Below are 25,179 nucleotides of genomic sequence, written 5' to 3' on the forward strand. Positions count from 1 at the left end.
TATTCGTCTGTCCCGTCTGTCCAAGAGATATAAACTATTGAAACGTTTGTATTTTTTACGGGACGCACCACGGGACAGACAGACCCGTTTCGTCAGGACATCCGTCCTTTTCGCTAAGGTGGCAAGCTAATGCGGGGGTGGTGGCAGCGGGGGTAAACCCGTAGCAGAATTCGTGGTCGGCGTTCCCGGAATGAGAGCCACTTTCGGTATGGCCAGACCGTTCATCAATTTCGTTCCGACCGTGTAGCGCCAAGTGAAATCGTTCATTTCGCCACGCAGCCAAACCCGCTTTCGCGTCCCGTTTACAAACTCGCGATTCTCTTTGAACCCAAGAGACCGCATGACGGTGCCCCGGCTGGCATTGTTTTTTGACCAACCGCCCAGCTTTGCGAGATCCACGAGATCCTCGCTCGTTATGTATGCCTTTTGCTCGCCACCGAACCACTCACGGAGCTGCAGTTCCATGTCGGATTTTGTTCGGGCAGCTTCTTGGTGCTCCCCAGCGATCGCCCATATGTCGCGCGGCAGCGTGAGCGCTTCGCCTTGGGCCTGTAGGGTCGCCGCCTCCCCAATAAGTTGGGCCAGGTGTTCCTGCATCCACGATGCGTTGATCTCGCCAACAACCGCGATCGGCCAGAAGCGCCGACCACCGGAATCGGCTTCTAGAAACTGAGGCTTGTTGGTGCTGCCGACAAAAATATTTCGTCGTGGTCGGTCGGTGACGGCTCTACTGAAAGCGGTGCGGCCTGCATCGTGCGTCCGGCTCAGCATTGCCTTTACACCCTCGATGTCGCCCCGGTTTCGCATTTCGCTAATTTCAGCCACCGACTTGCCAGCGAGCAACAGGACAAGTTCTTTCGGTTCGTCGCCCAGCTTTATCGACTCGGTGAACCATTCATCGCGCAACGCAAGTACCTTCGCTAAGGATGACTTTCCCGTTCCTTCGGTTTCCGAAACAAACACGGGCATGGTGTCGAATTTGATTCCGGGAATTCTGATACGCGCAACCATGCCGATCAAAATGAGGCGCCCGACGGCTCGGTGATATGCATCATTCGGCACACCGGCCGCGTTGCTCAGCCACGAGTGCAGTCGCGGCCGCCCGTCCCATGCTGCCTGCATTCTATCGAGCAGATCACAAGCTGGATCGATCGAATTATCGTCGGCAAATGCGAGTAGACTCCGCCATACGAAGTTTTCAGCCATAACCAGACGATCGCTCTCCGAAGCGCGCGTCATCAGGATGTCCCGCATCCGGTCAGTTAAAACGGACCAGTTCGGCCAGCGCCAGCCTTTCAGTTCGACCTTTTCCGTCCAGGCATTCCACCGGACGTCGATTCCAAGCCCGGCAAGAAAGATGCGCAGGTTTTGTGGGTTATCGCCTTCGGGGTTGCCGTTTCGCCCGCGCGTATACGTGCCCGATCGCAGCTTATGCTCTACGTCTTCAGATAGCCGCTCGGCGCGGGCTTCTATTTGCGGGGTCATAGGGGTGAGCGCGGTTGCGGTATCCTGATGCACGACCGCAACGGCCGCGATCGCATCAATGTTTCCGGTCGCCATGATGCCGGGGATCTTGCGATTGATTAGGTCGACAAGCGGATGACCGGTTGCCGGCATCATCGGATGCGCGTCTGTGCGCGCCACGTCGGAGATACCTTCAAGGATGGGAGCTAGCTGCTTCACTTGCTCTTCGGCCCGGCCACCGACCATCGGCACGGTACCACCCGCAGCAACACCGAGTTGCACCATCATCTTATCGCCTTCCGCTTTTCGCCATTCAGCAATTTCTTGCGCGTCCTGTTTAATTCCCAAGTCCGCGCATTTTTTCCAAAACGACGCGAGAGTTTTCGTGCCCTGGTTTGCGCCGCTGTCGTTCCAGTACCGATTGAGCCGGTTGCCTTCACGATCTTCGGTCACGTCGCAGATGATTCCCGCGATCTCGTATCCTCGAATTCCAAAGCCGGCGCGTTTGATTCCCCACACCGTTCCCAAGCGATTGTCCCGATCCTCGAACCACGATGGGTCTTTCAACATTAGCTCCCGGACGAACCGTTCGAGCTTGGCGCATTCCGCGTCGCTTTGCCGACACTCATCTGTCGGGGGAGCGGTCGTGACGGTTCCTTGCCCCACCTTCAAGCCAGCATACCAATCGAACAGCTTTGCCGTGCCGGGTCCGAAAGCATGCGGCGGGGGTGCGTTTTCAGCGAGTTGATAGACTCCGCTGTTAGTGACAGATCCCGCGTAGACGTTCAGCGCGAGCCAACGAATGCTGATCCGCTCCTCGTCAATTTCGTCCGCCTTGAGCGGCCGGAAATGCGACAGTTTGAATTTGTGGTGACCTTTTCGGAGTCCATCCTTGAACCAGGACGGCGCCCGGAACGCGAAATGCCAGCCGCCCGATTTGGAATGCGCGTACGGCAGCACCGCGCCAATCTGCAACTTATCGCAAAGTGCCAGATAGTGCGACCAAGCCTCGTCGCGATCATCGGGACCGTGCACATCGACGTCAAAAAGTAGGCAATCGGAGTTGATCGCACTCACGCCGAGATGCATGCCGGCAGCGTATGCGGCTTCCCAGCGCGCACGGTCACGGTGGCCGTTATAAAGACTGCCATTGTGCGTCACCGGGTCTATCGCGAACAGCGCCAGCTTGTTCTGCTCGGCATAGTCCAGTGCTGCTTTTTGGATTGTCGTTATGTCAGTCACGCCGCCAACCTCGCTTCAAAATGCTCGATCGTCCTCTCAACACCGTCGAGATGACTGAAGCGAAATCCGCCGAAAAGATCGCACCATGCGACGACCTCGGGATCCGGCCATTTCTTTCCCTCATGCGGGCGCCAGCCGGCATTGTAGGCGCGCTCCAGTGCTGCGATGCGTTCCTTGCATCGCTCAATCTGCGCGAGCCTGTGGGGGCGTGTATCGTTCGCATCGGCTTCAGCCGCGGCTAGGATATTACGCGCGCCATCCATGTTTCGCGCGGCGAACCAATCATCCTCGCGATTGAGTAGATTGAGAGCGCGGTAGATAGAAACCGGGGGCACCCAGCCGATGCGCGTCTCATCGCGTAGCACCTCCATGCGCTTCCGTATTTCGGTTAGATCATCGATCCAATCGCAGTATAGATCATGGAGAAGATCGAAATTCGTATAGGGTCGTTCAGTCGCAGTTGTAGTCACTTGGGTCTTTCTGCCGCGTTGGCGGCTGTTGGACCCGCTAAAACCGTTGACTTTTGGAGCCGAATTCGCTATAGAAAGAGTGCGAACAATTTCATCTAGCGATCAGACCCGTGAGCCTTTGGTTCGCGGGTTTTTCGTTTATTCCGTCAGCGGTCCCAACTCCTGGGCAATGTCGCGAAAAAATTCGTGGTGCAGCCGCATAGTCCGCATCCAAAAACGAGATGGGTGTGCGTTGAGGTAGTTGAATGTGGCGGCGTTCGATACTTTGCCGCGATCCAGGAAGATGCTCGCACTAGCGCCATTATCCCGGATTTCAGTGGCGAGAAATCCGGCATGTCGCGCCCACTGAGCGTAATCCCCTCTTCGAAAGTCGCGGATCAACGAGTTCGAGCGCATCCCCGAACTTGTACGTTCGACAGATGGCGAGGCCGGAGCAGAATTTATGCGCGGCGCGCGCATTCGCTTCGACGTCGCGCGGGTCGGCATCGATTGATTTTGTGGTGAATGCAGCGGTGGCTGGCAGATCGCGCAATCGGCGGACCTCTGCTCCGATATCCGCGCCATACGGGAGGTCCAGGATGAGCGAGAAAGCGATGTTTATTGCGTCGCTTTCATCGAGATCGACGCCGCCATGTCGGCCAGGTCTACCCTTGGCGACCAAGCCAGCTGCCTGCAATGCGGTAATTCGGGCGGCGACGGTCTTTTGGGGAACTTCGAAACGCTCAGAATAGATATTTTGTGCCTTGACAGTTCTCATGAACTATGAGTAGCACATCTAATTACCAAAGTCAAGTAATTAGGGAGAGAGCGAAGCACCGGTTACATCCGCCGATGCCTCGCTCCTAGGATCACGCCGCGCGCGCCCTTCATCCCGCCTGGAGGGCGTTCAGATACACGAGCGCCTGCGCATCGACAGCTTGATCGATCGCGCCCAGCGCACTCGACGCATACGTTGCATGTCGCATTGCAAGCGGAATTTCAGGTAATCGACCGTTGAACCCGGCCGAAGCTCCAATACCCGCGTCAGTGTCGCCCACGCCGAAGTTTTTGTTCCTGAGCGCGCCTTCGAGCGCGGCCAGATCAATATATGCGCTGCGCAATTCCGTGATAGCGGCCAGGTATCGCGCGCCGGCTGTGGCACGCGAGGCAAGCATGGCGGATTTCGTAGTCATTATTGGTCCTTTCTAAATACCAGAGTTGGAAGCGACTGCCGCTGTTCGTGGACCGATATCCGAGGGTCGCAGAACGCCCGGCTGGCTTTCCGAAATAGTTGGCTTCGGCGGCGTGAGTGAATGCATCCAATCATCAAATTGCTTCGGGCTGTTCTCGAAGTCGGTCGCTTTCCGCAAGTCCGTCAGTCCGACGTCGATCACAGCATCAAGTACTGCGAGGGCATCACGCTCGGTTTCGATTTCCTGCAACGCGTCGCCGTGAAACTGCTTCGCCACCAGGTCGTCGATCTGGGCGCGTTCGGTCTCGTTGCTGCCGCTCAAAAACGCGGGCGCGCTGAGATATGCATCAGCGACCCTTGGATCCTTCGCAGCCGCCGCGATGCGATCACCGGTCGATAACGGTTTCAGATTGGCGCGCATTTCCGCGCGCTGCATCTCCGCAACAGGATCAGTCGGGTCGACCTTTGGTGTCGTCAAATTTTTCCGTCGCTGATCAGTGGCAGCCTTCGTGCGGTCGCTGTGGTCAGATGCTCGCTTGAGCACCGGCACGAGATCCTTGGCCGCCTTCACTCGTATCTGTTCGGCGATGCCTTTCGGGCTGTGCACGCCAGAGTCAGAAAGCTGTGTCCGGTGATTGCTCGTGGCAGTCACCGCAGCCTTGATCGCATCCATATACTCATAATGCGGAAGCAATGCCGGCTTGTTGAGCCATTCGCTTTTGAATCTTGAACCGAGCTGCTCGTAGATGGTCGGGATAACCATTTTGTTTAGTCCTCTTTTCTAGGTGACAACGTCGACACAGACGCACTCGGGATGACCCGGTTTCTGTTCGCTCTCCGCGATCTCAAATTCGACACGTTGACCGCGCGTGAGTTGGTCGTAAGCCTCGTCGATTTCAGAGATGTGCACGAATATTTCGCGTTGATCGGTATCGCGCTGGACGAAGCCGAAGCCTTTGCTAAGGTTCCAATGCACGACGGTGCCGCGATATTTGACACTGCTGCTCATGCCGCGGCACTTCGCGGTGCGGGACGTGCAGCGATGCGAGCGGCGATATGCTGGTCGACCTCGTCTTCCACCCACGCGACTTTAAGGTGTGAGATGCGAACCCGCTTTGGGAATTTTCCCGCCTTCTCCCAGCGCCACAGGGTCACCATGGATGCGTTGATGCCTCGATCGGCAAGGTCAGCATAGTCGATGAGTTTTTGCGACACGATATGTGCTCCTGAATTACAGAGAGCACATGAAAACATATTCAGGCGGAATAAATACCGCACTTTGGAACGGGATCAAAAATGAGGGGGTTCTATTCCTTCGACGGCGGCACTATCCCGGCGAACATCTCCTCCGCAGTGAGTTGCGACAAACCCCACTCACGCCGCGGGTTCTGCACGTACCCTGCGACTTTTTCTTCGTCCAGTCCCATTTCCAATGCGACAATCTCGACCGCTTTTGCCTGTTTTAAACGGCGACTGGCCCGTAGTTCGCGGACCCGCTTGATGGCTGTTGCCTGCTTCAAATAACGCTTTTCGATCTGGAGACGACGGCCGGCGGCGTCCACGAACATCACACGCTCGGGGTATCGCTTCGCCTTCGAATTGCGTGGTTTCTTGAATTTCCCCTCAAGCACGTCGGCGAGAAAATTCCGAACGGCCAAAGGGTCCGCCGGCGGCCCTGACGCCTCATAGCGAAGGCACTGCGCCAGAGACGCAAAGTCGCCCTTTTTCGCCCAATCGAGCGCGGACTGCCACGTCTGGTGCGCGATGTCGCGTTCGTAGTTTTCGAAGTCATAGTCCGCGGCGTCAACCGGACCGGGCAAAGGGATTTCGTTCACTGCCCTACCCCCGCAAATGGCACCACGTTGTCGGCCGGAGGATTCAGAATCAGCTCAAGCAGTCCTGCGAGCGCTTCGAACGCCGCACGCTTCTCCTCAAGATATTCGTATCGGTCGTAAGTCTCGCGCACACCCCCGATTACGTGCCCCATGCAACGCTCGGCATGATCGGCGGGCACCTTCGCGCGGCTCATCAGTGACCGTGCCGTGCGGCGTAGATCATGCAATGTCCAGCCGGGCATTTCGGGTCTGTTCTCAGTTTTGCGGTTCTTCGCGATCGCGGCATCCAATGCCACCTTAGCTTTACTGAACCCGCTGAACGGTCGCTTGCCGCCTGTGGTTGAGAACACGAACCACGAATTGCCTTTGAAGCCTTGCGGCTTGGCGCCGATCAGCGACCGCGCCTGCGGTGGCAGCGGAATGACGTGATCCAGCTTGTTTTTGTAGCGCTCGCCTGGAATCGTCCAAATGTCGCCCTCCAGTTCGATCGAACTCATGGCGGCGGACTCGTTCCTGCGGGTCATCAGCAGCAAGAGCGATTTGACATAGGCCGGATAACACGCCGGAACCTTGGCTGTTTCCAGCCCGTTCCAGATGTCGCGGATTTCCTCGTCCGTCAGGACACGTTTGCGGGCGCGGTCCTTCGGCTTGGTCCGGGCCATGCCGCGAACGATAGGCGAAAGGAAATCATCATCACGGGCGGCCTGCCAATTAAAGGCCTTGCGAACATGGGCCAGAACGCGGTCAGCCATAACCGGCCCGGCGCTGTCCTCGACATGATCAAGCATTTCCACAATCTGCCGGCGCTTGAGGTCGTAAATCGAGGTTTCCCCAATCTGGGGCCGGACATGGGCGTCCAGCGCCGCCGTGATCTGGTCCTCGCTTCGGAGCTTGCTGACATGTCGTTTCACGAAATCATCAAGGATGGCGTTGACTGTGGTCGCGTCTCTTTCAATCTGTACGTCGCGCTTTTTTGCCTCGACCTTGGCGGGATCCTTCCCCTCACCGACCAGCTTAAGCCACCCGCGCGCCTTATCTCTCGCGTCAGTAAGTTCGATCTCTCCCACCTTCCCGATTTCGCGTCGACTGGCGCTTGCCTCACCTGGATAGCGCGTGCGGAGAACGTAGGTTTTTGATCCTTTGTCCGTTATGCGAACGCCGAAACCCGGCACAAGCGAATCCGCGACCCAAAGACGCGGTGGATACTTCGCACCGAGTTTAGCCGTCGGCGCCTTCAACTTGCTGACCATGGTGACGGTCAGTTCTTTCCTATGCTTCTTGGCGGGCATCTGCGAAATCCTCGGGCCACTTGCGGGCCACAAGAGGCCGAAATAGGATGTGGCCCCAATGAATTTCAGTTTATAGCATGAGATGCCATATAAATCAATATATATGGGCACTTCTGACGTGTGACCCTATTTGGTGAAGCGATGTGAATCGCTTTGAAAGGTTGGAATTCATAACTTTTAATCATGGGGTCGTGGGTTCGAGTCCCACCGCGCTCACCATGAAATCACTGGTATCATTTATATTTTAATCGTTCGCGATTCTGTCCGACCAAGGTTTGTTGACAATCTGGAGCAGTTTGTTGACAAACCCCCGTTCCGGGTACGTTCGGAGCGGCAATCACTTACGTAGAAACCGCCTGCCGCAGAATGACGTCCGCCCTTTGCGGAACCGCGCCACCATTACCCTTTTGCTTCAAGAATTCTGATAACGCCTGCTCTCGCGCGAGCGGCCCTCTCCTCGGCGCGGACAATCTCCTGTCGGTAGGCCCCTAAGACCGCCTGCTCCACATCAACCGTTAACGCGCGAATGCCGGTGAAAACCTGCTGCAGGTGGCCCTGAGAGTATCCAGCAGCGCGCGCCAACGGGCTCTGCCAACGCTCTCCGAACAGGGTGACCGCCGGGGCGAAAAGACGCTGCCGTTCCGTCTGCTGAGCTCCGACCTTCACCTCGCTAAAACTGAGGTCGGAGGAAACCAACTCTTCATTCCCTTGAGAAGAAATGTGCTCAGCTTCCGCAACCAATTTCGCACCGCTCATGAAGTCACCCGTCCGCAAGTTACTACCTACCTGTGACTTAGAGGGCGCCCGGCGATCGATCAACGTCAGAACGCCCGGCGTTGTCTCGCGGCACTTGTGGAAAGCAAGGACAGAGCCAGTCAAAGTCCAAAAACTGACCGTAGGCTCAGAGTAGCCGCGGTCCTTGTTCGTGCGAATGGTCCATCGGCTGCGCAGGCGTCGACTATCCCAGGAACAGGTTGTCCATAGCCCCACGGAGATCGATATCGATGGCACCCGTCATTGCCGGTGGCGATGCCTATTCATAGATTCGTAAGATTCGTTGAGCATCGTAAACCATTGAAAAAACTACATACTCTCGAATATCATTTTCGACTTTCCCTCAAAAATCGCTGACTTTCCCTCAAACGACGCCTCGACGCAGGGCTTGCGATTCAATTGGAATAGAAACTATTCGTGGACTGACAGATGAGAATTGGCAGAATCGGCACGCCCGTCCTCCGCAGACGCCTTAGAGTCTATTCGGCGCGGAGACGATCGCACTCAGCGTGAGAAGATGAGTCCGCATACGGGCGCATTAGATTCTAACCGGATCGAAGACGGTCGGATTAGATCCTAATCGGTGCGGATGACGTTGCCCCCTTGGCTTAATCCAGTTTGAAGTAGGCTCTGGCCCCACGACAAGGACCAGAGATGAAGCGCAGCAGGTTCACCGAAGACCAGATCATCGGGATATTGAAGGAGCAGGAGGCCGGGGTTCCGGTCGCCGATCTGTGCCGCAAGCATGGCGTGAGCAACGCCAGCATCTACAAGTGGAAGGCCAGGTACGACGTCAGCGAGGCGAAACGACTGAAGGCACTCGAGGACGAGAACGCCCGGCTCAAGAAGCTTCTGGCCGATGCGATGCTGGACAACTCGGCGTTGAAGGACCTCCTGGGAAAAAAATGGTAACGCCCGCTGCCGAGCGGGATGCTGTCGCCCATCTCCAGACTGCCTATGGGATGAGCGAGCGGCGGGCGTGCCAGGTGCTGGGGTGCTGTCGGATGACGATGCGCTACAGGCCATCAGTAAGCGCTCAGTTGATCCCCTTGTATCGGGTTAGCATCGAACATGCGAAGAATCCTCCGGTTGTGACGGAGGTTTTGGATGGTGTTAGACGGCAAAAAGGACGTCCATTTGGACGGCTCATCGACTGGAATAGTCAGCCGGCTTGAAGTGCTTGAGGGACCGACGGGGCGGCGCGTACGTTCGGAATCTGAGCGTGCTCGGATCGTTGCCGAGAGTTTATTGCCTGGCGCTCAGGTAGCGGAGGTGGCGCGCAAGCATGGTGCGACGCGCTGGCAGATTTACGACTGGCGCCGACGCTTTCGACAGAGAGGCGGCTTGCCGTCGTGCGACTCTCCGACGACAAGCTTCGCACCGCTGGTTGTGGAAGAGCCGTTAGACGAGCGTCACGTTCCGATGGTCAAGATTGAGATTGCGATCGGTGACATCGTCGTGCGGACGGACGCGGCGATCGGCGAGAAGCAACTATCACAGGTGATCCGCGCGGTGCGGACGTCACGATGATCGCTGCTGGCGCGGAGTTGAAGATTTACATCGCGACGCGGCCTGTCGACTTCCGCTGTGGTCACGATGGGCTTGCGGCGAAGGTGCAGGAGATGCTTGGTCTCGACCCGTTCTGCGGCGCGGCGTTCGTGTTCCGATCGAGGCGAGCGGATCGGATCAAGATTTTGGTCTGGGATCGCACGGGCCTGGTGTTGGTGCACAAGCGGCTCGAAGGCTGCAAGTTCGTGTGGCCGACGATTGCGGATGGCGTGATGCGGGTATCGCCGGCGATGTTTGCGGCCTTGTTTGAAGGTTTGGACTGGAGGCTGGTCCGTCCGGAGGAAGCACGGCGTCCGCAAGCGGCGGGATAACTGCGGCAGAGTGACTCGGGACGCTCTTTGCGCATGGCGAGAACGGCGGCGATGTGCTGGAAATAGCGCATGAACACCGCGGCGCTGCGCGACGAGAACGAACGCCTGAAGGCGCTTTTGGCGCAAACGCAAGCGACGTTGGGCGAGCATCAGGCGGCGCTGGCAACGTCGGAAGAGGCGCGGCGCCGGCTGGAGGTTATCCTCGGAGAACTTCGCCGCGAGAAGTTCGGCGCGAAGTCCGAGAAGCTGCGGCCTGATCAATATCATTTGCCGCTCGAAGACGTCGAGATCGCGCAAGGCGTCCTGGACGCGGCGCAGGAGAACGCGGCAGCGATTATCCAGGGCCGATCGCGCGGCGCATCAGATCAAGCCCGTCATCGCAATCGGGGCTGCCTGCCTGCGCATTTGCCGCGGGTGGAGCGGATCATCGAGCCTGCGAGCACGCTGTGTCCCTGCGGCTGCGGCGCGATGACGAAGATCGGCGAAGACGTCAGCGAGCGTCTCGACGTGATCCCGGCGCAATGGCGCGTGCTGGTCACGCGTCGTCCAAAATATGCTTGCCGCCGCTGCTCGGGCGCGGTCGTTCAGGCGCACGCGCCGGAGCATGTCGTGCCTGGCGGACTGCCGACCGAAGCGGCCATTGCGCAAGTGATCGTCGCCAAGTTCGGCGATCATACGCCGTTTTACCGGCAGGCCGGGATCTACGCGCGACAAGGGATCCGGCTCGACCGGGCGACGCTGGGGAACTGGTCCGGCCGCGCCTGCTTCCATCTCCAGGCTGTTGGGGATCGGATGCGCCGCCAACTGGCGGCGGCGGATCGCCTGTTCATGGACGAGACCACGGCGCCGGTGCTTGCTCCCGGGCGCGGCCAGACGAAGAAAGGCTTCTTCTGGGCTATTGTCTCCGACGACCGCGGCCACAGCGGCCCAAGTCCGCCGATCGTGCTGTTCCGATATGCGTCCGGACGCAGCGGCGCTTTCGCCAGGCAGTTTCTGGACGGCTTTAACGGGCGCTTCCTGCAATGCGACGCATACGAGGGCTATGATCGGCTGACCGGCGTTGCGCGACCGCAAGGCCCCTGGACGCTCGTGCATTGCTGGAGTCATCTGCGTCGGCGCTTCGTCAAGCTGGCGCGCAACAGCAGATCGCCGATCGCCGAAGACGCGGTCCGGCAGATTGCGCTTCTCTATGCCATCGAAGCCACGGTGCGCGGCTCATCGCCGGACATCCGACTGGCCGCGCGCAAGGAGCATTCGCGGCCTGTCGTTGCTGCTTTGAAGCCGTGGTTCGAGAAACAGCTGTCGATGATCTCCAGCAGCTCGACACTCGCCCAGGACATCCGCTACGCGCTCAATCATTGGCCGGGGCTGACCCGCTTCCTCGAAGACGGACGTCTCGAGCTCGACACCAATCCGGTCGAAAACGCCATCCGGCCGGTGTGCCTGACCAGAAAAAATGCGCTATTTGCTGGTCATGAAGTTGGAGCCGAGAATTGGGCTTTGCTGGCGTCGATCGTAGCCACCTGCAAGCTCAACGACGTCAACCCCGTCGCCTACATCGCCGAAACACTCGAGGCAATCATCGCCGGCCATCCTCAAAGCAAAATCGAAGACCTCATGCCCTGGAGATTCCGCAAAACGTCAAGCCCACATCAATGGGGCAGCGGTTGAGCGCTTACGGCCATCAGGGTCGATGATGACTTGCTGCGCGAGCGGATGAAGGCCATTGCGCATGAGAGCGGCGACGGTTCCCCTCGCTCCCGCACGTGCGGGCGACCGTGGCGTCGTGGCAGGCCGACTACAACCTCAACCGACCTCACGCGCGGCTCGGCTGGCTGACACCTGCCGAATACGCCGACACCTTCAACCCGCGACGGGATCTGCGCTGCGCTCAATGGCCAGCTCCGCGCCAGCCCCCGTCGCTCACCCCGCCCAGATCGGCAAAACCAACCGTCCGAGTCTACGTCACGCTGGATAGAAGTTGGGGGCAACGTCACGGAGACTGTCGACCCAGCGCAAGCCGACAACCGGCAAGATGAGTCCGTATCCGCGCCGAATGGACTCTAATCGGATCGGATACGGTCGGATTAGAGTCCATTCGGCGCGGAGACGGTCGCACTCAGCGTGAGAAGATGAGTCCGCATACGGGCGCATTAGATTCTAACCGGATCGAAGACGGTCGGATTAGACTCTATTCGGTGCGGAGACTGTCGACCCAGCGCAAGCCGACAACCGGTACTAACGCCCGTACTCATACGGACGAGAGTGCCGCATGCCCCGGAATTCTGGCGATGCTCGTAACGGCACCCATGATCGCAGCTTTGCTAAGATTGCCTTGATCTCTTTAGGCATGCTGCTGTCCGACATGAAGGTCACCGCCAGTTGGCGCAGTTGAGCAGTGAACGCCCTGCCCCGGGATCCAAAATGCTGAGCCGCAAGTTCAACCCGGCGTGCGCCCTCCACAACAGCACCAATATTCAATCTGCCTCGCGCCTGCGGAAGCTCGATTGAGCCAGTTTCTATGAATTTCATTCGGTCCGCGACATGATCGACGACATTTGCCTTTTCATGGTATCGGCCGGCCTCGCCAAACAGGCGGTCCAACAAGGCTGATCGGGGCGGCCCCATCCTTGGGTCTTCTTGATGGGCACGGCAGCAGGCGTCTAGTCGCTCGCTCTCCACCACAATCCTCGCATCGTGAACGTGGCGTGTAAGCCCGACATAGATTCCGCGAGCGTCGGCGGCACTTCCCAGATGCAGAACCGTAGCAAGCGCGGTGCGTCCTTGGACGGAATAAGCCGAACCCGCGATCGAATGAACGACCTTCGGCACGCCGGCATGCCGCTGCCGCCCTTGCTGAACAAAACGAAACCACTCATCTTCGATCACACGCCGATCTTCAAGACGGATTGCGAGACGAACTGATCCGTCGCTTTGACGAGTGATTCTTTCGACATTTCCCCGGGTACCATTCCTTATTTGGTATTGATGCAGCGTCTCGCCGAAACGGATGCGGTCTCCTATTGCCAGCGGCAATAGACCTAAGGCGCCATCGCGATCGACGGCGATCAGGTTGAGGTCCTTGCCCTGGATGAGCCCTTCCTCACGCAGAACCCCGCGAGCCGCGAGATTGAGCTCGGCAGCATCACGGTTCCGGCGTGTAACCAGGATGACGTCATCCCCATGGGACCGTCGGAGATCCTGCCAAGCCTGGATAGCGCGCGCCTGCGCTGCTTCGCGACCCGCAACCAGGTCAATGCGACCATGCTCGGCGTAGACCCGCAGGCCGGCCTCCGAATCGCCTTGGGCCATAGTGATCGAGGCGGCCCGTTGCCAGTCCACAATCTGGCGTCGAACGCCCTTCAACGTCGACTTGCGTTCGATAATTTCAGAAACCGCCTTGAGTGAATTCCCGCCGGCCACCGCGGCCAGTTGGCGGCGATCGCCGGATAGCAGAATCTTTGGAGAGCGACCGGGCTCCCCCGCCGCGTTCCTTAGTGTCGCCGCTTCAAAAATCGCGGCCAAATCGCGAACTCCAACCATCCCGGCCTCGTCAACGATGACTAGCGTGTCTGGGCCCGGAGCCTGCCGCAGACCCGACGCAAGTTCGTGACGAAAGCGCGCAATCGCCATCGCTTCGATACCGGCCGAGCTGCGCAATTCGTCAGCGGCAACCCAAGATGGCGCCAGTCCCAGGATTTTCAGACCCCCCGAACGCCTTGCAGCGTCCACCAAACCAGCGATCAGGGTGGTCTTACCGGTCCCCGCCCCCGACTCTAGGACGGTCGTCGGATCCGACGATGTCGCGTGGCGGAGAGCCTGACGCTGTTCTTCAGACAAAAACGGAATCGCTTGCAGCGCAAGCTCGACGGCATCAGGCCGGAACAGAAGTCTGGGCACGCGTTCTTTTGCTAGGCGAAGCAGCTTGGCTTCCTCGGCGGCAATGGCAGTCGTCGTCCAATGCTGCGCGGCTTCGTGGTCATCCAGTCGAACGAGTCTTCCCGACTCCTCAAGATTCGAGACCTCCGCATAGACCGCCTTTATCCCCTTCCCTTGTAACGCGGACTCGACGAATGATCGATGCAGAAGGGCTTTTCGAGTGAGTACATTTTCAGTGCGAAAAACGCCTGAGGCTGCCAACGCAACAGGGGTATCTCCCGTGATCTCCGGCGGATCAAAGTCGTAGTCAATCTCGGGCACTCGTCTCGGATTTCGAGCCAAGCCCGCTTCCAGAGCGACTGTCCATGGGTCGATTTCGAATACTCCGAATTCTTGTCTCCAGCGCCTCTCCAGATCGTCGCCCGTTGGCACGCTCTCCTTATCGCGGCGCGTCGCCAATGCCGCGACTTCCTTTTGAGCGGCGGACGCATCGGCTCCAACACGCGCTTTGATTTGCTGGGAGCGTTTTGAGAAAACCTCAATCATCACCTCTGGGATGCCTACGATTTCGAACTGATCACGGCCGGCTTCCCTCAGAGCAAATCCCAAATCATTCAACTTTTTCGATAGCGCGGCCCTGAACGCCAATCCTAGGACTACCTGCCACTCATAGGCGCGTCTCGGCTCAACGGTCAGATATTTATTTCCGTTTGCGGAACGGGCGACGTTGAAAAGAACGCAATGTGTGTGGCAGGCGGGATCCCCCTCTCGAGAAGTGAAGTGTGGGAATTTCGCGACAACGATATCCGCCGGCACCTCCTGCAAATGTCCTCCCGCCCCCAACCGCACCCGAATGAGGCCTTCATATGCTGCGAATTCTAATGCCTGATCGACTGCATCTTGCTGGATACGTTCCAATACCGAACGTTGTTCGGCACTGCCGGCGGCCCAGAGAATTCCAAAGCTCTTTGGTGTTGAAAACGTGATGTCCCACCCCGCGCGATGCCGCTCGCCGGCGCCGCGTACCAATCTTTTGCCAGTTCGCGGATCGAATCCCCCGCAAAGATCCCGGAACGTTTCTTTGTTAATCGGCGCGCCGCTGCGGACAAGGCTGGAGCCGCTCGACCACCACGTCCCATTGCCGTCACGGGTATAGTAATTGTCACGGGATTTCGGGCGTGCCTCCCGGTTGGGATCCTCGGTATAGTACGCGCCGGCAGCGCGGCCGCAACCGAGGGCATGAAGGGTCGCCGTCACTCGGCGTCCGCGGAGCGGTACCGGCAGATATTTTCCCGCGGCTCGCTTGAGCCGGCGCTCAGGCGCCCGACCAGCCGTGCAAGCTCCCGCAATGCCTCATCGACGTCATTTTGCCGCTGGATCAGCACGCGATGACGCAGCGCCGTCTCGAAGCTTTGGCTGACGCATTCGCCGATAGCTTCTTCGACCGTTATCTTGTTTGCTCCAGCCGCCTTCGCCACCGCGTTGGCGAGCTCAGCCGTGAGCTCTATCGTAAACCGCGTCGTCTTTGCGTTGCTCATTCCGAATGCTCACTTGCACTGCGCCTGCCAACAGGTGGCCTCGAACTCATCGATCAGCAATGGCCCGCTTTCGATTTTTGGGGGCATCGCCACGATCTGCATCTTTAGTGAGTGGGGTGTGACAAGAATTATCTTTGGCCTTCTGTTGGCCCGCAATCAGGTCTTATTGGTACTGGTTGGTCTTGTTGGCTTTGTTGGTGAAGAGGATTCACACACTTGACTGAGGAGGTGCGTGCTGCAGAGAGCATCCTCCGGGCTTAAGCTGCAAAATTCTGAGGGGGAAAGCTCGGCAAATCTTGTCTGACAGCGCTGAAGCCTCATACAGAGAGATTTTTTGGGAAACCCGCGAATGGTACTGCGCCAATACGATTGGTGCTGGTTGCCGCCTTGGACGGCTCTGGCACGGTGTGCGTTGTGGCCGATCACACACACGGACGGCTACCCACGGGCACGCGAATTCAGTCGGGTAACGTCGGCCTTAGCACAGAAGCGTCTGATCGAGACCGTCGGTGATGGAGTCCGTTCTACCCCCAACTCCGGACATGTCGCTGCGCCGCAATAACTGACGCTATGGGCCATTTCCGGACTCATGAGTTGCGGCGTCGGCTTGAGATCACCAAGCGATCTGGCTTCGATCGGGCTGATTGCTGAGTAGCGGCTTCCCGAACGCCGAGGGTATCAGATCGTCGAGAAAGAACAGCAGTTGAATACGGAATCCGGGGCCTGTTCCCCCAGCATGATTGAGGGGGACGATAGCCTCTGCCGAAACCTGCCACGTCATCGCGACGTAGGCAAAGCCGGGATTTGCAGTTGCCGCCGTCTGCTGGCCACGCGGGCTGTCGAACCTGAACTCGACGAGCGGTACCCATTGGTTCAGCGGCTCTTCCTTTGGCGGACCTCCGTCGAAGCGACTCGTCAGATAGAGCGTGCTGTACTGGATTGAAAAACCCCAGTGCAGGATCTCGACGGCGGGGGAAATTACTGCGCTGAAGCCGCTGGCCGCCGAGTTGGGCGCGAGCGCATGCCCGACCGTTCCGAGCGGGATTTCGTCCACAACCGCGTCCGTGATCGCGAACGGACGCAGCCAGGACAATTGCGCGGGGAGATCGCCGAAACCTTTGCCGAAGAAGATGCCAGGCTGGATCGTGTGGGGCGCATCGGCCCCCACCGCCACTGAGCCGGAGTGCCCGATGCCCCAGTTGAGGCTGACGGAGACGAGCGCTTCGTGCTGGTTGTTGCGATAGGCTTCGTATTTCAGTCCGATGTCGGTCTTGTCGAAACCCGACGTGTGACCGATCGGCCAGTTTTGGTGAATCCAACCGCTGTCGACCGTGAACGCCAGCGTCGGCGTCAAGAGGCGCGCGAAAGCTGCATTGATGCGATTCTCGAGAGCGCTCCCCTGCGCCGGATACTGCTGATTGGTCCAGAAGGGCAGAATCACTTCATCGGCGACGGACGGGTCGTCAAAGGTCATTGTCCCATCGAAATAGCGGTTGCCCGCGATGCCGTGTGCCTCCGCCTGCTGCGCCCACGCGAGCGCAGCCAACAGCACCAGCCACGGTGGATCGATATCGGCTTCATCGGCTTTGCTCGCGCCGGGGCTTTCTTGATCGTGACCTCGCCTCTGCATTCGAGGCTTGATCATTATAGGATATCCCCCTATCTTATAGTATGCATACGATCAAAAACAAGTCCAAGCTCATCGGCCGGATCAGGCGCATCAGGGGGCAGATCGAGGCCGTCGAGCGCGCGCTGGAAGCCGAGCTGGGCTGTGCCGACGTGCTGATGCTGGTCGCCTCGGTGCGGGGTGCCGTCAATGGGCTGACCGCGGAGCTCCTCGAGGATCACATCCGACATCACGTCGTGGATCCCGCCCGCGAGCAGGATCCGGAGAAGGCCAAAGGGGCCGCAGACTTGATCGACGTTGTGCGGACGTACCTCAAGTAGAACAAGGATTGTCATGAGCGAGATCAGTCGCGCGGCCATTCCGGCCATTCATAGCCATGTGTTCCTTTCCGAAGGCCACGGGAAAAGCGAACGGAAAACCTGGGCGGTGATCTGGCTGTGCAGCGCGATGATGGTCGCCGAGATCGTCGGTGGCTGGCTGTTCGGATCAATCGCGCTCATCGCCGACGGACTCCATATGAGCACACATGCGGGCGCTCTGTTGCTCGCCGCCCTCGCATACACATACGCCCGGAGATACGCGGATGATCCGCGTTTCACATTCGGGACCGGCAAACTCGGAGACCTGGCCGGTTTCACAAGCGCCATCATCCTGGCGATGATCGCATTGCTGATCGGCTACGAAGCGATCAGTCGTCTTTTCGAGCCTGTTCCTATCCGCTTCGCGGAAGCGATACCCGTTGCCGTCCTCGGACTTGCGGTCAACGTCGCCAGCGTCTGGCTGCTCAGCGCCGGCGACCATCATGACCATGGGCACGGCCACCGCCACGGCCATCATCATGGCCACGACGGCGAAGACGAAGCGCATCGGATCGCGACCAACGATGGCGAGGTGGTTCTGGAAGTCTTCGAGGACGGCGTGCCGCCGCGCTTCCGGCTAAGCGCCGAGAGTGCGGCATTGCCGGCAGCCAGCGCTACCATCGAGACGGTACGCCCTAGCGGTTCCCGGCAGCTTTTCGCTCTCAAGGATCGCGGCGATTACTTGGAATCTATTGAGGAAATTCCCGAGCCGCACGCCTTCACGGCCAATATCAGGATCGGCGAACGGACATATCCCGTGCAGTTCGAGGAACATGAGCACGCGCATGGATCTGCAGCGCGCGATCACAACATGCGCGCCGCCGTGATCCACGTGTTAGCGGATGCAGCGGTGTCAGTGCTCGTTATCGTCGGTCTTCTGCTCGCGCGCGCCTTTGGTTGGCTCTGGATGGACCCCTTGGCGGGAATCGTCGGCGCATGCGTCATCGCGAGTTGGTCGTTCGGCCTCATTCGCGATACCGGAGCCATCCTCCTCGACATGAACCCCGACCGCAGAATGGCAGACAATCTCAGACGTTCGATCGAAAATGAAGGCGATCATGTCGCCGATCTTCATCTCTGGCGCCTGGGGCCCGGTCATCTTGGCGCCATCGTTTCCGTGGAGACGACGACGCAGCGCAAGGAGCAATTCTACCGGGCCAAGGTAGCGCGATTCCGCTCGCTTTCGCATCTGACCATTGAGGTCAGGCACGTCGATCCGAGTGTAAGCAGAGCTGCCTGATTTCGGCTTTGGGTCAATCGCTACAGGTCGTTTTTCGTGGGCCAGCGGCGAAGTCCGCCTTCGTCCGAGAACCGACCTGATTTCGAAGCGAAAACTTGTGGCTCATGTTTGTCGGCTCTGTAACCGAGCCGAGGAGATGGCCCCATGCACGATCAAGTAAATGCGGCCCAGCGAGTGCCCTGGAATAAGGGAAAGCTGACGGGAGCAAAGCTACCGCTGCGACCCAAGCACGTCTGGTCGATCCGGACGAAACTCCAGATCGAAGGTCGCGCACGCGATCTTGCGATGTTCAATTTGGCGATCGACAGCAAGCTTCGCGGCTGTGACGTCGTAGCCATACGGGTCGAGGATGTCGCTGCCGGCGGATACACAGCGGATCGCGCAACGGTCCGGCAAAAGAAAACCGGACGGCCTGTCAGATTTGAATTGAGCGAACAGACCCGGCAGGCGGTCGATGACTATCTGAGGGTCACCGGAAAACGGCCAGGCGAGTTCTTGTTCACCGTCGCGGTCCCGATCGCAGTATGACAACGCGCCAATATGCCAGGCTCGTGTCTGAGTGGATCGGAAGCGTGGGGCTAGACCCGAGGCTTTTTGGGACGCGCTCACTGCGACGAACAAAAGCGACCTTGATCTATCGGCGAACCGGCAATCTGAGGGCTGTCCAGCTCCTGCTCGGGCATACCAAGATAGAAAGTACAGTCCGATACCTCGGCATCGAGGTCGATGACGCCTTGGTAATAGCGGAACAAGTTGATGTCTGAAACACCAGGGCAGAGCGGACGTGCTCTGGCCCACCTTCCTACCGCCGGATTGGGCCAACAGCGGAAGTGCGAGCGTTTTGGTCGTCGCCCAGTTGTTACATGATGCTTGTCAGACGGGCGCCCCGGTCTGGGGTGCCCGCCATGAAGGTCAGTCAAAGCAACACGTGCCTACTTGGCGATTGAAGCCTGGGCTGCCGCGATTTTCGCTTTCACGGAATCGAGATTGAAACTCGCGCCCTTTTGCATCGGCGGAAATTCGACCGCGGTCATCGCCAGCTTCTCCACCTGCTGCTGAACAAACACGAAGCGCCAAAATTCGTATTTGAACCAGTCGAAGTATTGTTGCGCGCCGTATTTGGTCCCGCTATCGGGCCAGCCCGTGCGCTCGAAAGGATCGAGGCGAAGATTAATCAGATAGGGCACGTCAGGCTTGGTTTTTTCACCCAGCCAGCCTCCGGGCTGGTCGATAAACCGATACTTGAAGTCGTCGATGCGCACGGCACCCAGTTCGCTTTCGCCAAAATACCAGACTTCGTGCCGGTTCGAGGGCCCCTTGCCGGTGATCATGCCCATCTGATTATAGCCGTCCAAATGACACTTGTAGGTCGTGTCGCTGATCTGCTTGCCCTTCTTCAGCTCTTCGACGATGTTCGGGTTGCCGGCCGCCGCAAGGAAGGTCGGAAACCAGTCCAGCCCCGAGATGATGCCGTTCTCGACCTTGCCCGCCGGCACCTTGCCCGGCCAGCGGATCATGCAGGGCACGCGGAAGCCGCCTTCCAATACCGTGCCCTTGCTCTGTGCGAATGGCGTCTGTCCGCCATCAGGCCAGGTGAAAACCTCGGTGCCGTTATCGGTGGTGAAGACCACGATGGTGTTGTCATCGACGCCCATGTCCTTGAGCTTTTGCATCACGATGCCGACGTCGTCGTCGAGCTGCGCCATGCCGGCCTCATGGATGGTCCAGCCGTTCTTGGAGTTGCGCAGCGCTTCGTACTTCGGCGACAGGTGCGTGACGATGTGCATGCGGGTCGGATTGAGCCACAGGAAGAACGGCTTGTTGTCGGCCTTGGCCTTGTCGATGAACTTGAGCGCAAAGTCGCGAATTTCGTCGTCCACGGTTTCCATCCGCTTCGGATAGAGCGTGCCCGCATCCTCGATCCGCTGCTTGCCGACCTTGCCCCAGCGTGGATCCACGGTGGCGTCATCGACATTGGTCGCATAACAATGGACCATGTTGCGCGGACCGACGGTGTTCAACAACTCCTGCGGATAGGCAGGATGCGCTGGATCCTCCATCGCGTCGAGGTGATACAGGTAGCCGAAGAACTCGTCGAAGCCGTGCACCGTCGGCAGAAATTCGTTTTTGTCGCCAAGGTGGTTCTTGCCGAACTGGCCGGTGGCGTAGCCCATTCCTTTCAGAGCAGTGGCAATGGTTACCGCCTGCGCAGGTAGGCCGGTGGGCGCGCCGGCCTGGCCGACCGTGGTCATGCCGGTGCGGATCGGAAGCTCGCCGGTGATGAAGTTGGCGCGCCCCGCTGTGCAACTCGCCTCGGCGTAGTAATCGGTGAACAGCATGCCTTCAGCGGCGAGCTTGTCGAGGTTCGGCGTCCGTCCGGCCATCAGGCCGCGGTGATAGGCGCCGATATTCCACATGCCGATATCGTCTCCCATGATGACAACAATGTTTGGCCGTTGCCCGGCCGCTGCAGGTGCCGGCGCCGCCGGTCGTTGCTGCGCCTCCGCAGGGCTTGTCAGTCCGACGGCTGAGAATGCCGAGGCGGCGACGAGAGAACTGCCGCTCAACAACAGATCGCGGCGTTTCAGTCCTGCATTGGTCGGCTCGGTGCTGGTCTCAGGGTTTCTCGGAATCTTATCGTTGCTCATGACGTGATCCTCTTCCTTGTGATGCACCTGAAGCCGACATGGCTTGCTGAGGTGTCGATCGGCTCGGCATGACGCGCGGCTGGACGATAACGGCGGCAGTAGTTGGGAGCGCAGAGGTGCGAGCCGCCTTTAAGCACCTTGCGTGGAATCCTGATCTTCGGCTGACAAGAATCGTAGCTCGCGGCCACAGGCCCGCCGCGAGGATTTTGCGGAATGCAGCAGGCTTTCGGGGCGTCGGCTTCATGCTTCTGCGAATACCAATCAGCCGTCCATTCCCAGACATTGCCGATCAGGTCGTGCAGGCCGTAGCCGTTGGCCGGGAATGCGGTGACGGGCGAGGTGCGTTCGAAGCCATCAGCCGCGAGATTCTGGTGCGGGAAATTACCCTGCCAGGTGTTCGCCATGTGCCTGCCGCCAGGCATTTGCTCGTCGCCCCAGGCGAATTCCGCGCCGTCCAGTCCGCCGCGCGCGGCGAATTCCCATTCGGCCTCGGTCGGCAATTCCTTGCCGGCCCATTTGGCATAGGCTTCGACGTCCCGGTAGGCGACGTGGACGACCGGGTGGTCGTCGAGCCCGCTGATGTTGCTGCGCGGACCGTAGGGACGGCGCCAATTGGCGCCGAACTTGAACGTCCACCATTGCCCCCAGTCGCGCAGGGCTACAGCTCGCTTGGGCGGCGTGAAGACCAGCGAGCCGGCCTTGAGCATGTGCGGCAGAGCGCCCGGATAGTCCTTCGCATCAGGTGTAATTTCGGCGAAAGTGACGTAGCCGGTCGCGTTCACGAATTTGCGGAATTGGCGGTTGGTGACCGGCGTGCGATCCATCCAGAATCCGTCCACGGTGACGCGATGGACCGGCGCTTCCTCCGGATAATGCCGATCCGAACCCATGCGAAACGTGCCGCCCGGCACATACAGCATCCCCTCACCTGCTGGATGTTCGAACGATTGTCCGGAGTCAGACGACGATTTCGTATCAGCCAGATTCATGACGATCTCCGGGGCCCTGCATCAGGCCTACGTTGGCTTCATTCGTTACACCGCCCGAAGAGTTGTTTGCTCGATATGCGTTTTTCGGTAGTGGGTCCTTTGACGGATGGTGACCCCAGAGCCAGGAATCCCGGATTACGGTAGGTCTCCTTCATACCCAAATCGGTTCAATGGCCGTTGCGAGATTGTAGCATCGCAGGTCGCGCCTCTCAGGTTGTTTGCAAGTCGATCGAATGGATGTCCGAAACGGGTCAAACTCAGAAGTCTGAGTGCGCAACTGGGAAGTCCGCTTTGCCCTCAACAGCGGGCATCGTCAGCCAGACTGTCAGGTCCGAAAAGGGCCGATTTTGTTGCAAAAGTCGGTTGCGCCTGATGGATGCTCGTATTCGGCTGGGGGCAACCGGCTTTGATCCGCCGGCCCTGACTCCTCTACACAACTCTAACTCTAACTCTACGCGAGGCGCAGAACCTGTGCCGGTGGCGGTCGCGCGACCAGAGTTGCGAGCCGCCGCAGGTTCTGAGCGATGGCGGCCAGAACAAACTCATCCTGGGCGCCTCGTGGACCACGCAGTCGAAGTCGAGCAAGCTTTAGAATGCGCTTCAGGTGAGCGAACCGCATCTCGATCTTCTTGCGTTCACGTCGCGAAGTCTCAAAGCCATCAGTGCCGGCGAGCGACCGGGCGACGTCGCGGGCGTGCTCATGAATGTCGCGCGGGATCTTGCGAAAGGGGACCTTCGGACAGCACTGTCCTCTGAGTTTGCAGCCATCGCAATCGCGCTTTCTAGCCAAATAGATCAGCGTGGTCCCGCCATTCACAAGTGTCCCCGTCGTCGTCAGGGTCTTGCCCGCGGGACAGTGGTAGACGTCGGTGGTCGGATCATATCGAAAGTCGCTGCGCGAGAAGGTGCCGTCATCCCGCTTCGACTTATCGAACACAGGGATATGTGGCGCGATGCCCTTGTCCTCGACTAGCCAGTTCAGCATCGGAGCCGCACCGTAAGCGGTATCTCCGACAAGCCGCTCTGGCTTGAGGCCGAAGCGCTCTTCGGTCCGCTCGATCATGGTCTTTGCCGCGCCGACCTCGGCCTGGCGGATGGAGCGGGATGCTTCAACATCAACGATGACACCGAACTTCACGTCGATGAGATAGTTGTCGGAGTAAGCGAAGAATGCCGGTCCCTTGTGAGCGCCGGTCCACTGGGCTGCCGGATCGGATGGCGAGACGAACTTCGGGACCACGTCGCTGGCCGCGCCCCACGCCATATCGTCGAGGGTCGCCAGATACTCCTTCACCGCGCGGCTGGACCTCTTGGGATCGCGATCCCTGCGCCAATCCTGACCCGCGATCGAGCGTTGCTTATTGGCGTCCGCCTGAATCAGGCTCGCATCGACGGCAAAGCCATCACCGCCAACCAGACCGGCCGCAATGCACGCTTCGACGACCCGCTCGAACACACGACGAAAAACATCCCCATCGCGGAAGCGCTCGTTGCGGGCACGCGAGAACGCCGAATGATCGGGAATTGCGTCCTCGATGCCGAGTTTGCAGAACCACCGATAAGCCAAGTTCACTTGCACTTCGCGGCAGATCAGCCGTTCTGAGCGGATCGCAAAGACATATCCCACGATAAGCATCCGGATCATCAGTTCCGGATCAATCGACGGGCGACCCATCGACGAATAATGAGGTGCAAGTTCGCTGTGAAGCCAGCTGAGATCGAGCGCAGTATCGATCTTCCGCACCAGATGATCTTCAGGAACCGCGTCGCTAAGGTGGAACTCGTAGAACAGTTGACTCTGGTCACTCTTCAGACGGCCCATCATCGATCGACCTCGCCGAGATTCGCGTCAACACAACGGAATCACGCTTCGCCGCTTGTCTCAACTGACTTTTGCAACAAAATCGGCCAATAAGCGACATCGCCTGATCTGACGCGAACTGTTGATTTGGCTCAATGATAAACGGCGCGGGTGTGAAAAGATGCCTTCTTTGCTCCCGAAATGAGAGGGTTCTTACTATGGTGAAGTACGGTCAATGGCCTGTGGCGTTCTGCTTTAGCTTAGTAATATCGCTTATATTCGCAGCGTCATCCCGTGCGCAGCAAAATCCGGTTACCGCCATCGATATCGCGCTGGAGCCGGACGCAACGATGCTCAAACATGCGCAGGCGGATAATGCCCGCTTGCTGAAAGTTTTTCCAAAGGGCTTTGCACTGGACGCCACGCATAACCCGCACGTCACGATGCTGCAGCAGTTTGTCCGCACGGCCGACCTAGAGAAGGTCTACGATGCAGTCAACAAGGTGTTTGCCACCGAGAAACCGACAAGTTGGAAATTGAAGGCATTCAAATATTATTACATCCCGTCGCCGCCAATCGGTCTTGCGGGTATCGTCGTCGAGCCGACTGAAGATTTGCTCAGACTGCAGCAAAAAATAATCGACGCGGTCACTCCTTTTACCGAGAAGACCGGGACCCCAGCGGCGTTCATGAGTACCGAGGATGGCCGCGACATCCAAGAGTTCTTGATTGGCTACGTGGCCAATTTTGTGCAGATCGGAGCCGGCAAAAAATTTAATCCCCACGTCACAATCGGTGTTGGCACCGAAACCTATTTAAATGAGATGCTCGCCGAACCGTTCGAAACGTTTACGTTCTCGCCAGCGGGGGCGTCGGTTTACCAGCTTGGTAGTTTTGGCACGGCTCGCAAGGAACTCAAGGCTCTGATGCTGATGCCATAATCGCCTTCGGGGAAGCACGCGAAAATTCCGGA

General features: G+C 58.8%; 25 protein-coding genes and 1 pseudogene. 10 read left to right on the forward strand and 16 right to left on the reverse strand.

Annotated elements, in window-relative coordinates:
* Positions 1 to 126: 126 nt before the first annotated feature.
* The 10 genes from ACSZOQ_RS08500 to ACSZOQ_RS08545 form a co-directional block, all read right to left on the reverse strand.
* The gene (locus tag ACSZOQ_RS08500; RefSeq protein ID WP_439925582.1) at positions 127 to 2,706 is read right to left on the reverse strand and encodes a VapE domain-containing protein; all 2,580 of its coding nucleotides are present in this window, start codon (positions 2,704 to 2,706) and stop codon (positions 127 to 129) included.
* Entirely contained in the window at positions 2,703 to 3,077 is a 375-nt protein-coding gene (locus tag ACSZOQ_RS08505) for a hypothetical protein (protein ID WP_439925583.1), read from the reverse strand. Before ACSZOQ_RS08505 ends, ACSZOQ_RS08500 begins: the two co-directional genes overlap by 4 nt.
* A 412-nt stretch (positions 3,078 to 3,489) precedes the next feature.
* Complete coding sequence (locus ACSZOQ_RS08510) at positions 3,490 to 3,933, reverse strand: hypothetical protein (RefSeq protein ID WP_439925584.1); 444 nt, start codon at positions 3,931 to 3,933, stop codon at positions 3,490 to 3,492.
* A 109-nt stretch (positions 3,934 to 4,042) separates the two neighbouring features.
* On the reverse strand, positions 4,043 to 4,348 hold the full coding sequence (locus tag ACSZOQ_RS08515; RefSeq protein WP_439925585.1) for a hypothetical protein: 306 nt from the start codon (positions 4,346 to 4,348) through the stop codon (positions 4,043 to 4,045).
* A gap of 12 nt (positions 4,349 to 4,360) precedes the next feature.
* A complete protein-coding gene (locus tag ACSZOQ_RS08520; RefSeq protein ID WP_439925586.1) occupies positions 4,361 to 5,110 on the reverse strand; it encodes a hypothetical protein in 750 nt (249 codons plus the stop codon).
* A gap of 18 nt (positions 5,111 to 5,128) precedes the next feature.
* On the reverse strand, positions 5,129 to 5,356 hold the full coding sequence (locus tag ACSZOQ_RS08525; protein WP_439925587.1) for a cold-shock protein: 228 nt from the start codon (positions 5,354 to 5,356) through the stop codon (positions 5,129 to 5,131).
* Positions 5,353 to 5,562 carry a helix-turn-helix transcriptional regulator gene (locus ACSZOQ_RS08530; RefSeq protein ID WP_439925588.1) on the reverse strand — a complete coding sequence of 70 codons (210 nt, stop codon included), beginning with the start codon at positions 5,560 to 5,562 and terminating at the stop codon, positions 5,353 to 5,355. Before ACSZOQ_RS08530 ends, ACSZOQ_RS08525 begins: the two co-directional genes overlap by 4 nt.
* Positions 5,563 to 5,654: 92 nt before the next feature.
* Positions 5,655 to 6,182, reverse strand: coding sequence for a hypothetical protein (locus ACSZOQ_RS08535; RefSeq protein ID WP_439925589.1), 528 nt, complete (start codon positions 6,180 to 6,182; stop codon positions 5,655 to 5,657).
* Complete coding sequence (locus ACSZOQ_RS08540) at positions 6,179 to 7,471, reverse strand: tyrosine-type recombinase/integrase (RefSeq protein ID WP_439925590.1); 1,293 nt, start codon at positions 7,469 to 7,471, stop codon at positions 6,179 to 6,181. The genes ACSZOQ_RS08535 and ACSZOQ_RS08540 overlap by 4 nt, the downstream gene beginning before the upstream one ends.
* A 399-nt stretch (positions 7,472 to 7,870) precedes the next feature.
* The gene (locus ACSZOQ_RS08545) at positions 7,871 to 8,227 is read right to left on the reverse strand and encodes a hypothetical protein (RefSeq protein WP_439925591.1); all 357 of its coding nucleotides are present in this window, start codon (positions 8,225 to 8,227) and stop codon (positions 7,871 to 7,873) included.
* 672 nt (positions 8,228 to 8,899) lie between these two features.
* On the opposite strand from ACSZOQ_RS08545, the pseudogene ACSZOQ_RS08550 reads away from it, so the two are divergent.
* The 5 genes and pseudogenes from ACSZOQ_RS08550 to ACSZOQ_RS08570 all read left to right on the forward strand — a co-directional run.
* A pseudogene (locus tag ACSZOQ_RS08550) lies at positions 8,900 to 9,267 on the forward strand (transposase); the annotation flags it as partial.
* An 85-nt stretch (positions 9,268 to 9,352) separates the two neighbouring features.
* Positions 9,353 to 9,775, forward strand: coding sequence for a transposase (locus tag ACSZOQ_RS08555; protein ID WP_439923187.1), 423 nt, complete (start codon positions 9,353 to 9,355; stop codon positions 9,773 to 9,775).
* The gene (gene tnpB / locus ACSZOQ_RS08560; RefSeq protein WP_439923186.1) at positions 9,772 to 10,125 is read left to right on the forward strand and encodes an IS66 family insertion sequence element accessory protein TnpB; all 354 of its coding nucleotides are present in this window, start codon (positions 9,772 to 9,774) and stop codon (positions 10,123 to 10,125) included. The genes ACSZOQ_RS08555 and tnpB overlap by 4 nt, the downstream gene beginning before the upstream one ends.
* Positions 10,126 to 10,194: 69 nt before the next feature.
* Entirely contained in the window at positions 10,195 to 11,796 is a 1,602-nt protein-coding gene (gene tnpC / locus ACSZOQ_RS08565) for an IS66 family transposase (RefSeq protein WP_439922718.1), read from the forward strand.
* Positions 11,797 to 11,903: 107 nt separating this feature from the next.
* Positions 11,904 to 12,164 (forward strand): hypothetical protein, encoded by a 261-nt coding sequence (locus ACSZOQ_RS08570; protein WP_439925592.1) that lies wholly within the window; start codon positions 11,904 to 11,906, stop codon positions 12,162 to 12,164.
* A 199-nt stretch (positions 12,165 to 12,363) separates the two neighbouring features.
* Here ACSZOQ_RS08570 and mobF read toward each other — a convergent pair whose 3' ends face one another.
* The 3 genes from mobF to ACSZOQ_RS08585 form a co-directional block, all read right to left on the reverse strand.
* A complete protein-coding gene (gene mobF, locus ACSZOQ_RS08575) occupies positions 12,364 to 15,261 on the reverse strand; it encodes a MobF family relaxase (RefSeq protein ID WP_439925593.1) in 2,898 nt (965 codons plus the stop codon).
* The gene (locus ACSZOQ_RS08580) at positions 15,258 to 15,542 is read right to left on the reverse strand and encodes a hypothetical protein (protein ID WP_439925594.1); all 285 of its coding nucleotides are present in this window, start codon (positions 15,540 to 15,542) and stop codon (positions 15,258 to 15,260) included. The genes mobF and ACSZOQ_RS08580 overlap by 4 nt, the downstream gene beginning before the upstream one ends.
* 613 nt (positions 15,543 to 16,155) lie before the next feature.
* A complete protein-coding gene (locus ACSZOQ_RS08585; RefSeq protein WP_439925595.1) occupies positions 16,156 to 17,187 on the reverse strand; it encodes a hypothetical protein in 1,032 nt (343 codons plus the stop codon).
* Between the two features lie 26 nt (positions 17,188 to 17,213).
* On the opposite strand from ACSZOQ_RS08585, the gene ACSZOQ_RS08590 reads away from it, so the two are divergent.
* From ACSZOQ_RS08590 to ACSZOQ_RS08605, 4 genes are all read left to right on the forward strand, one after another.
* Positions 17,214 to 17,489 carry a metal/formaldehyde-sensitive transcriptional repressor gene (locus tag ACSZOQ_RS08590; RefSeq protein WP_439925596.1) on the forward strand — a complete coding sequence of 92 codons (276 nt, stop codon included), beginning with the start codon at positions 17,214 to 17,216 and terminating at the stop codon, positions 17,487 to 17,489.
* 13 nt (positions 17,490 to 17,502) lie between these two features.
* Positions 17,503 to 18,768 carry a CDF family Co(II)/Ni(II) efflux transporter DmeF gene (gene dmeF, locus ACSZOQ_RS08595; RefSeq protein WP_439925597.1) on the forward strand — a complete coding sequence of 422 codons (1,266 nt, stop codon included), beginning with the start codon at positions 17,503 to 17,505 and terminating at the stop codon, positions 18,766 to 18,768.
* Between the two features lie 144 nt (positions 18,769 to 18,912).
* Complete coding sequence (locus ACSZOQ_RS08600; protein ID WP_439925598.1) at positions 18,913 to 19,296, forward strand: hypothetical protein; 384 nt, start codon at positions 18,913 to 18,915, stop codon at positions 19,294 to 19,296.
* Positions 19,293 to 19,532, forward strand: a complete 240-nt coding sequence (locus ACSZOQ_RS08605) for a tyrosine-type recombinase/integrase (protein ID WP_439925599.1) — start codon at positions 19,293 to 19,295, stop codon at positions 19,530 to 19,532. Before ACSZOQ_RS08600 ends, ACSZOQ_RS08605 begins: the two co-directional genes overlap by 4 nt.
* 168 nt (positions 19,533 to 19,700) lie before the next feature.
* Here the strand turns inward: ACSZOQ_RS08605 and ACSZOQ_RS08610 are convergent, their stop codons facing one another.
* The 3 genes from ACSZOQ_RS08610 to ACSZOQ_RS08620 all read right to left on the reverse strand — a co-directional run bounded on the left by ACSZOQ_RS08610 (position 19,701) and on the right by ACSZOQ_RS08620 (position 24,230).
* A complete protein-coding gene (locus ACSZOQ_RS08610; protein ID WP_439925600.1) occupies positions 19,701 to 21,416 on the reverse strand; it encodes an arylsulfatase in 1,716 nt (571 codons plus the stop codon).
* Positions 21,413 to 22,405 (reverse strand): formylglycine-generating enzyme family protein, encoded by a 993-nt coding sequence (locus ACSZOQ_RS08615; protein WP_439925601.1) that lies wholly within the window; start codon positions 22,403 to 22,405, stop codon positions 21,413 to 21,415. The genes ACSZOQ_RS08610 and ACSZOQ_RS08615 overlap by 4 nt, the downstream gene beginning before the upstream one ends.
* 451 nt (positions 22,406 to 22,856) lie before the next feature.
* Positions 22,857 to 24,230, reverse strand: a complete 1,374-nt coding sequence (locus ACSZOQ_RS08620; protein ID WP_439924438.1) for a transposase — start codon at positions 24,228 to 24,230, stop codon at positions 22,857 to 22,859.
* Positions 24,231 to 24,424: 194 nt separating this feature from the next.
* On the opposite strand from ACSZOQ_RS08620, the gene ACSZOQ_RS08625 reads away from it, so the two are divergent.
* Positions 24,425 to 25,147 (forward strand): 2'-5' RNA ligase family protein, encoded by a 723-nt coding sequence (locus tag ACSZOQ_RS08625; RefSeq protein ID WP_439925602.1) that lies wholly within the window; start codon positions 24,425 to 24,427, stop codon positions 25,145 to 25,147.
* Positions 25,148 to 25,179 lie beyond the last annotated feature (32 nt).

Origin of the sequence: Nitrobacter sp. JJSN, assembly GCF_051912485.1 — a bacterium.
Taxonomy (GTDB): Bacteria; Pseudomonadota; Alphaproteobacteria; order Rhizobiales; family Xanthobacteraceae; genus Nitrobacter.

Coding starts and splice junctions, on each gene's coding strand:
- dmeF (WP_439925597.1), top strand. CDS start 17,503: ATGAGCGAGATCAGTCGCGCGGCCATTCCGGCCATTCATAGCCATGTG.
- ACSZOQ_RS08520 (WP_439925586.1), bottom strand. CDS start 5,110: ATGGTTATCCCGACCATCTACGAGCAGCTCGGTTCAAGATTCAAAAGC.
- ACSZOQ_RS08540 (WP_439925590.1), bottom strand. CDS start 7,471: ATGCCCGCCAAGAAGCATAGGAAAGAACTGACCGTCACCATGGTCAGC.
- ACSZOQ_RS08555 (WP_439923187.1), top strand. CDS start 9,353: ATGGTGTTAGACGGCAAAAAGGACGTCCATTTGGACGGCTCATCGACT.
- ACSZOQ_RS08615 (WP_439925601.1), bottom strand. CDS start 22,405: ATGAATCTGGCTGATACGAAATCGTCGTCTGACTCCGGACAATCGTTC.
- ACSZOQ_RS08525 (WP_439925587.1), bottom strand. CDS start 5,356: ATGAGCAGCAGTGTCAAATATCGCGGCACCGTCGTGCATTGGAACCTT.
- ACSZOQ_RS08505 (WP_439925583.1), bottom strand. CDS start 3,077: ATGGAGGTGCTACGCGATGAGACGCGCATCGGCTGGGTGCCCCCGGTT.
- ACSZOQ_RS08515 (WP_439925585.1), bottom strand. CDS start 4,348: ATGACTACGAAATCCGCCATGCTTGCCTCGCGTGCCACAGCCGGCGCG.
- tnpC (WP_439922718.1), top strand. CDS start 10,195: ATGAACACCGCGGCGCTGCGCGACGAGAACGAACGCCTGAAGGCGCTT.
- ACSZOQ_RS08585 (WP_439925595.1), bottom strand. CDS start 17,187: ATGATCAAGCCTCGAATGCAGAGGCGAGGTCACGATCAAGAAAGCCCC.
- ACSZOQ_RS08590 (WP_439925596.1), top strand. CDS start 17,214: ATGCATACGATCAAAAACAAGTCCAAGCTCATCGGCCGGATCAGGCGC.
- ACSZOQ_RS08620 (WP_439924438.1), bottom strand. CDS start 24,230: ATGATGGGCCGTCTGAAGAGTGACCAGAGTCAACTGTTCTACGAGTTC.
- tnpB (WP_439923186.1), top strand. CDS start 9,772: ATGATCGCTGCTGGCGCGGAGTTGAAGATTTACATCGCGACGCGGCCT.
- ACSZOQ_RS08580 (WP_439925594.1), bottom strand. CDS start 15,542: ATGAGCAACGCAAAGACGACGCGGTTTACGATAGAGCTCACGGCTGAG.
- ACSZOQ_RS08625 (WP_439925602.1), top strand. CDS start 24,425: ATGGTGAAGTACGGTCAATGGCCTGTGGCGTTCTGCTTTAGCTTAGTA.
- ACSZOQ_RS08600 (WP_439925598.1), top strand. CDS start 18,913: ATGCACGATCAAGTAAATGCGGCCCAGCGAGTGCCCTGGAATAAGGGA.
- ACSZOQ_RS08510 (WP_439925584.1), bottom strand. CDS start 3,933: ATGAGAACTGTCAAGGCACAAAATATCTATTCTGAGCGTTTCGAAGTT.
- ACSZOQ_RS08610 (WP_439925600.1), bottom strand. CDS start 21,416: ATGAGCAACGATAAGATTCCGAGAAACCCTGAGACCAGCACCGAGCCG.
- ACSZOQ_RS08605 (WP_439925599.1), top strand. CDS start 19,293: ATGACAACGCGCCAATATGCCAGGCTCGTGTCTGAGTGGATCGGAAGC.
- ACSZOQ_RS08545 (WP_439925591.1), bottom strand. CDS start 8,227: ATGAGCGGTGCGAAATTGGTTGCGGAAGCTGAGCACATTTCTTCTCAA.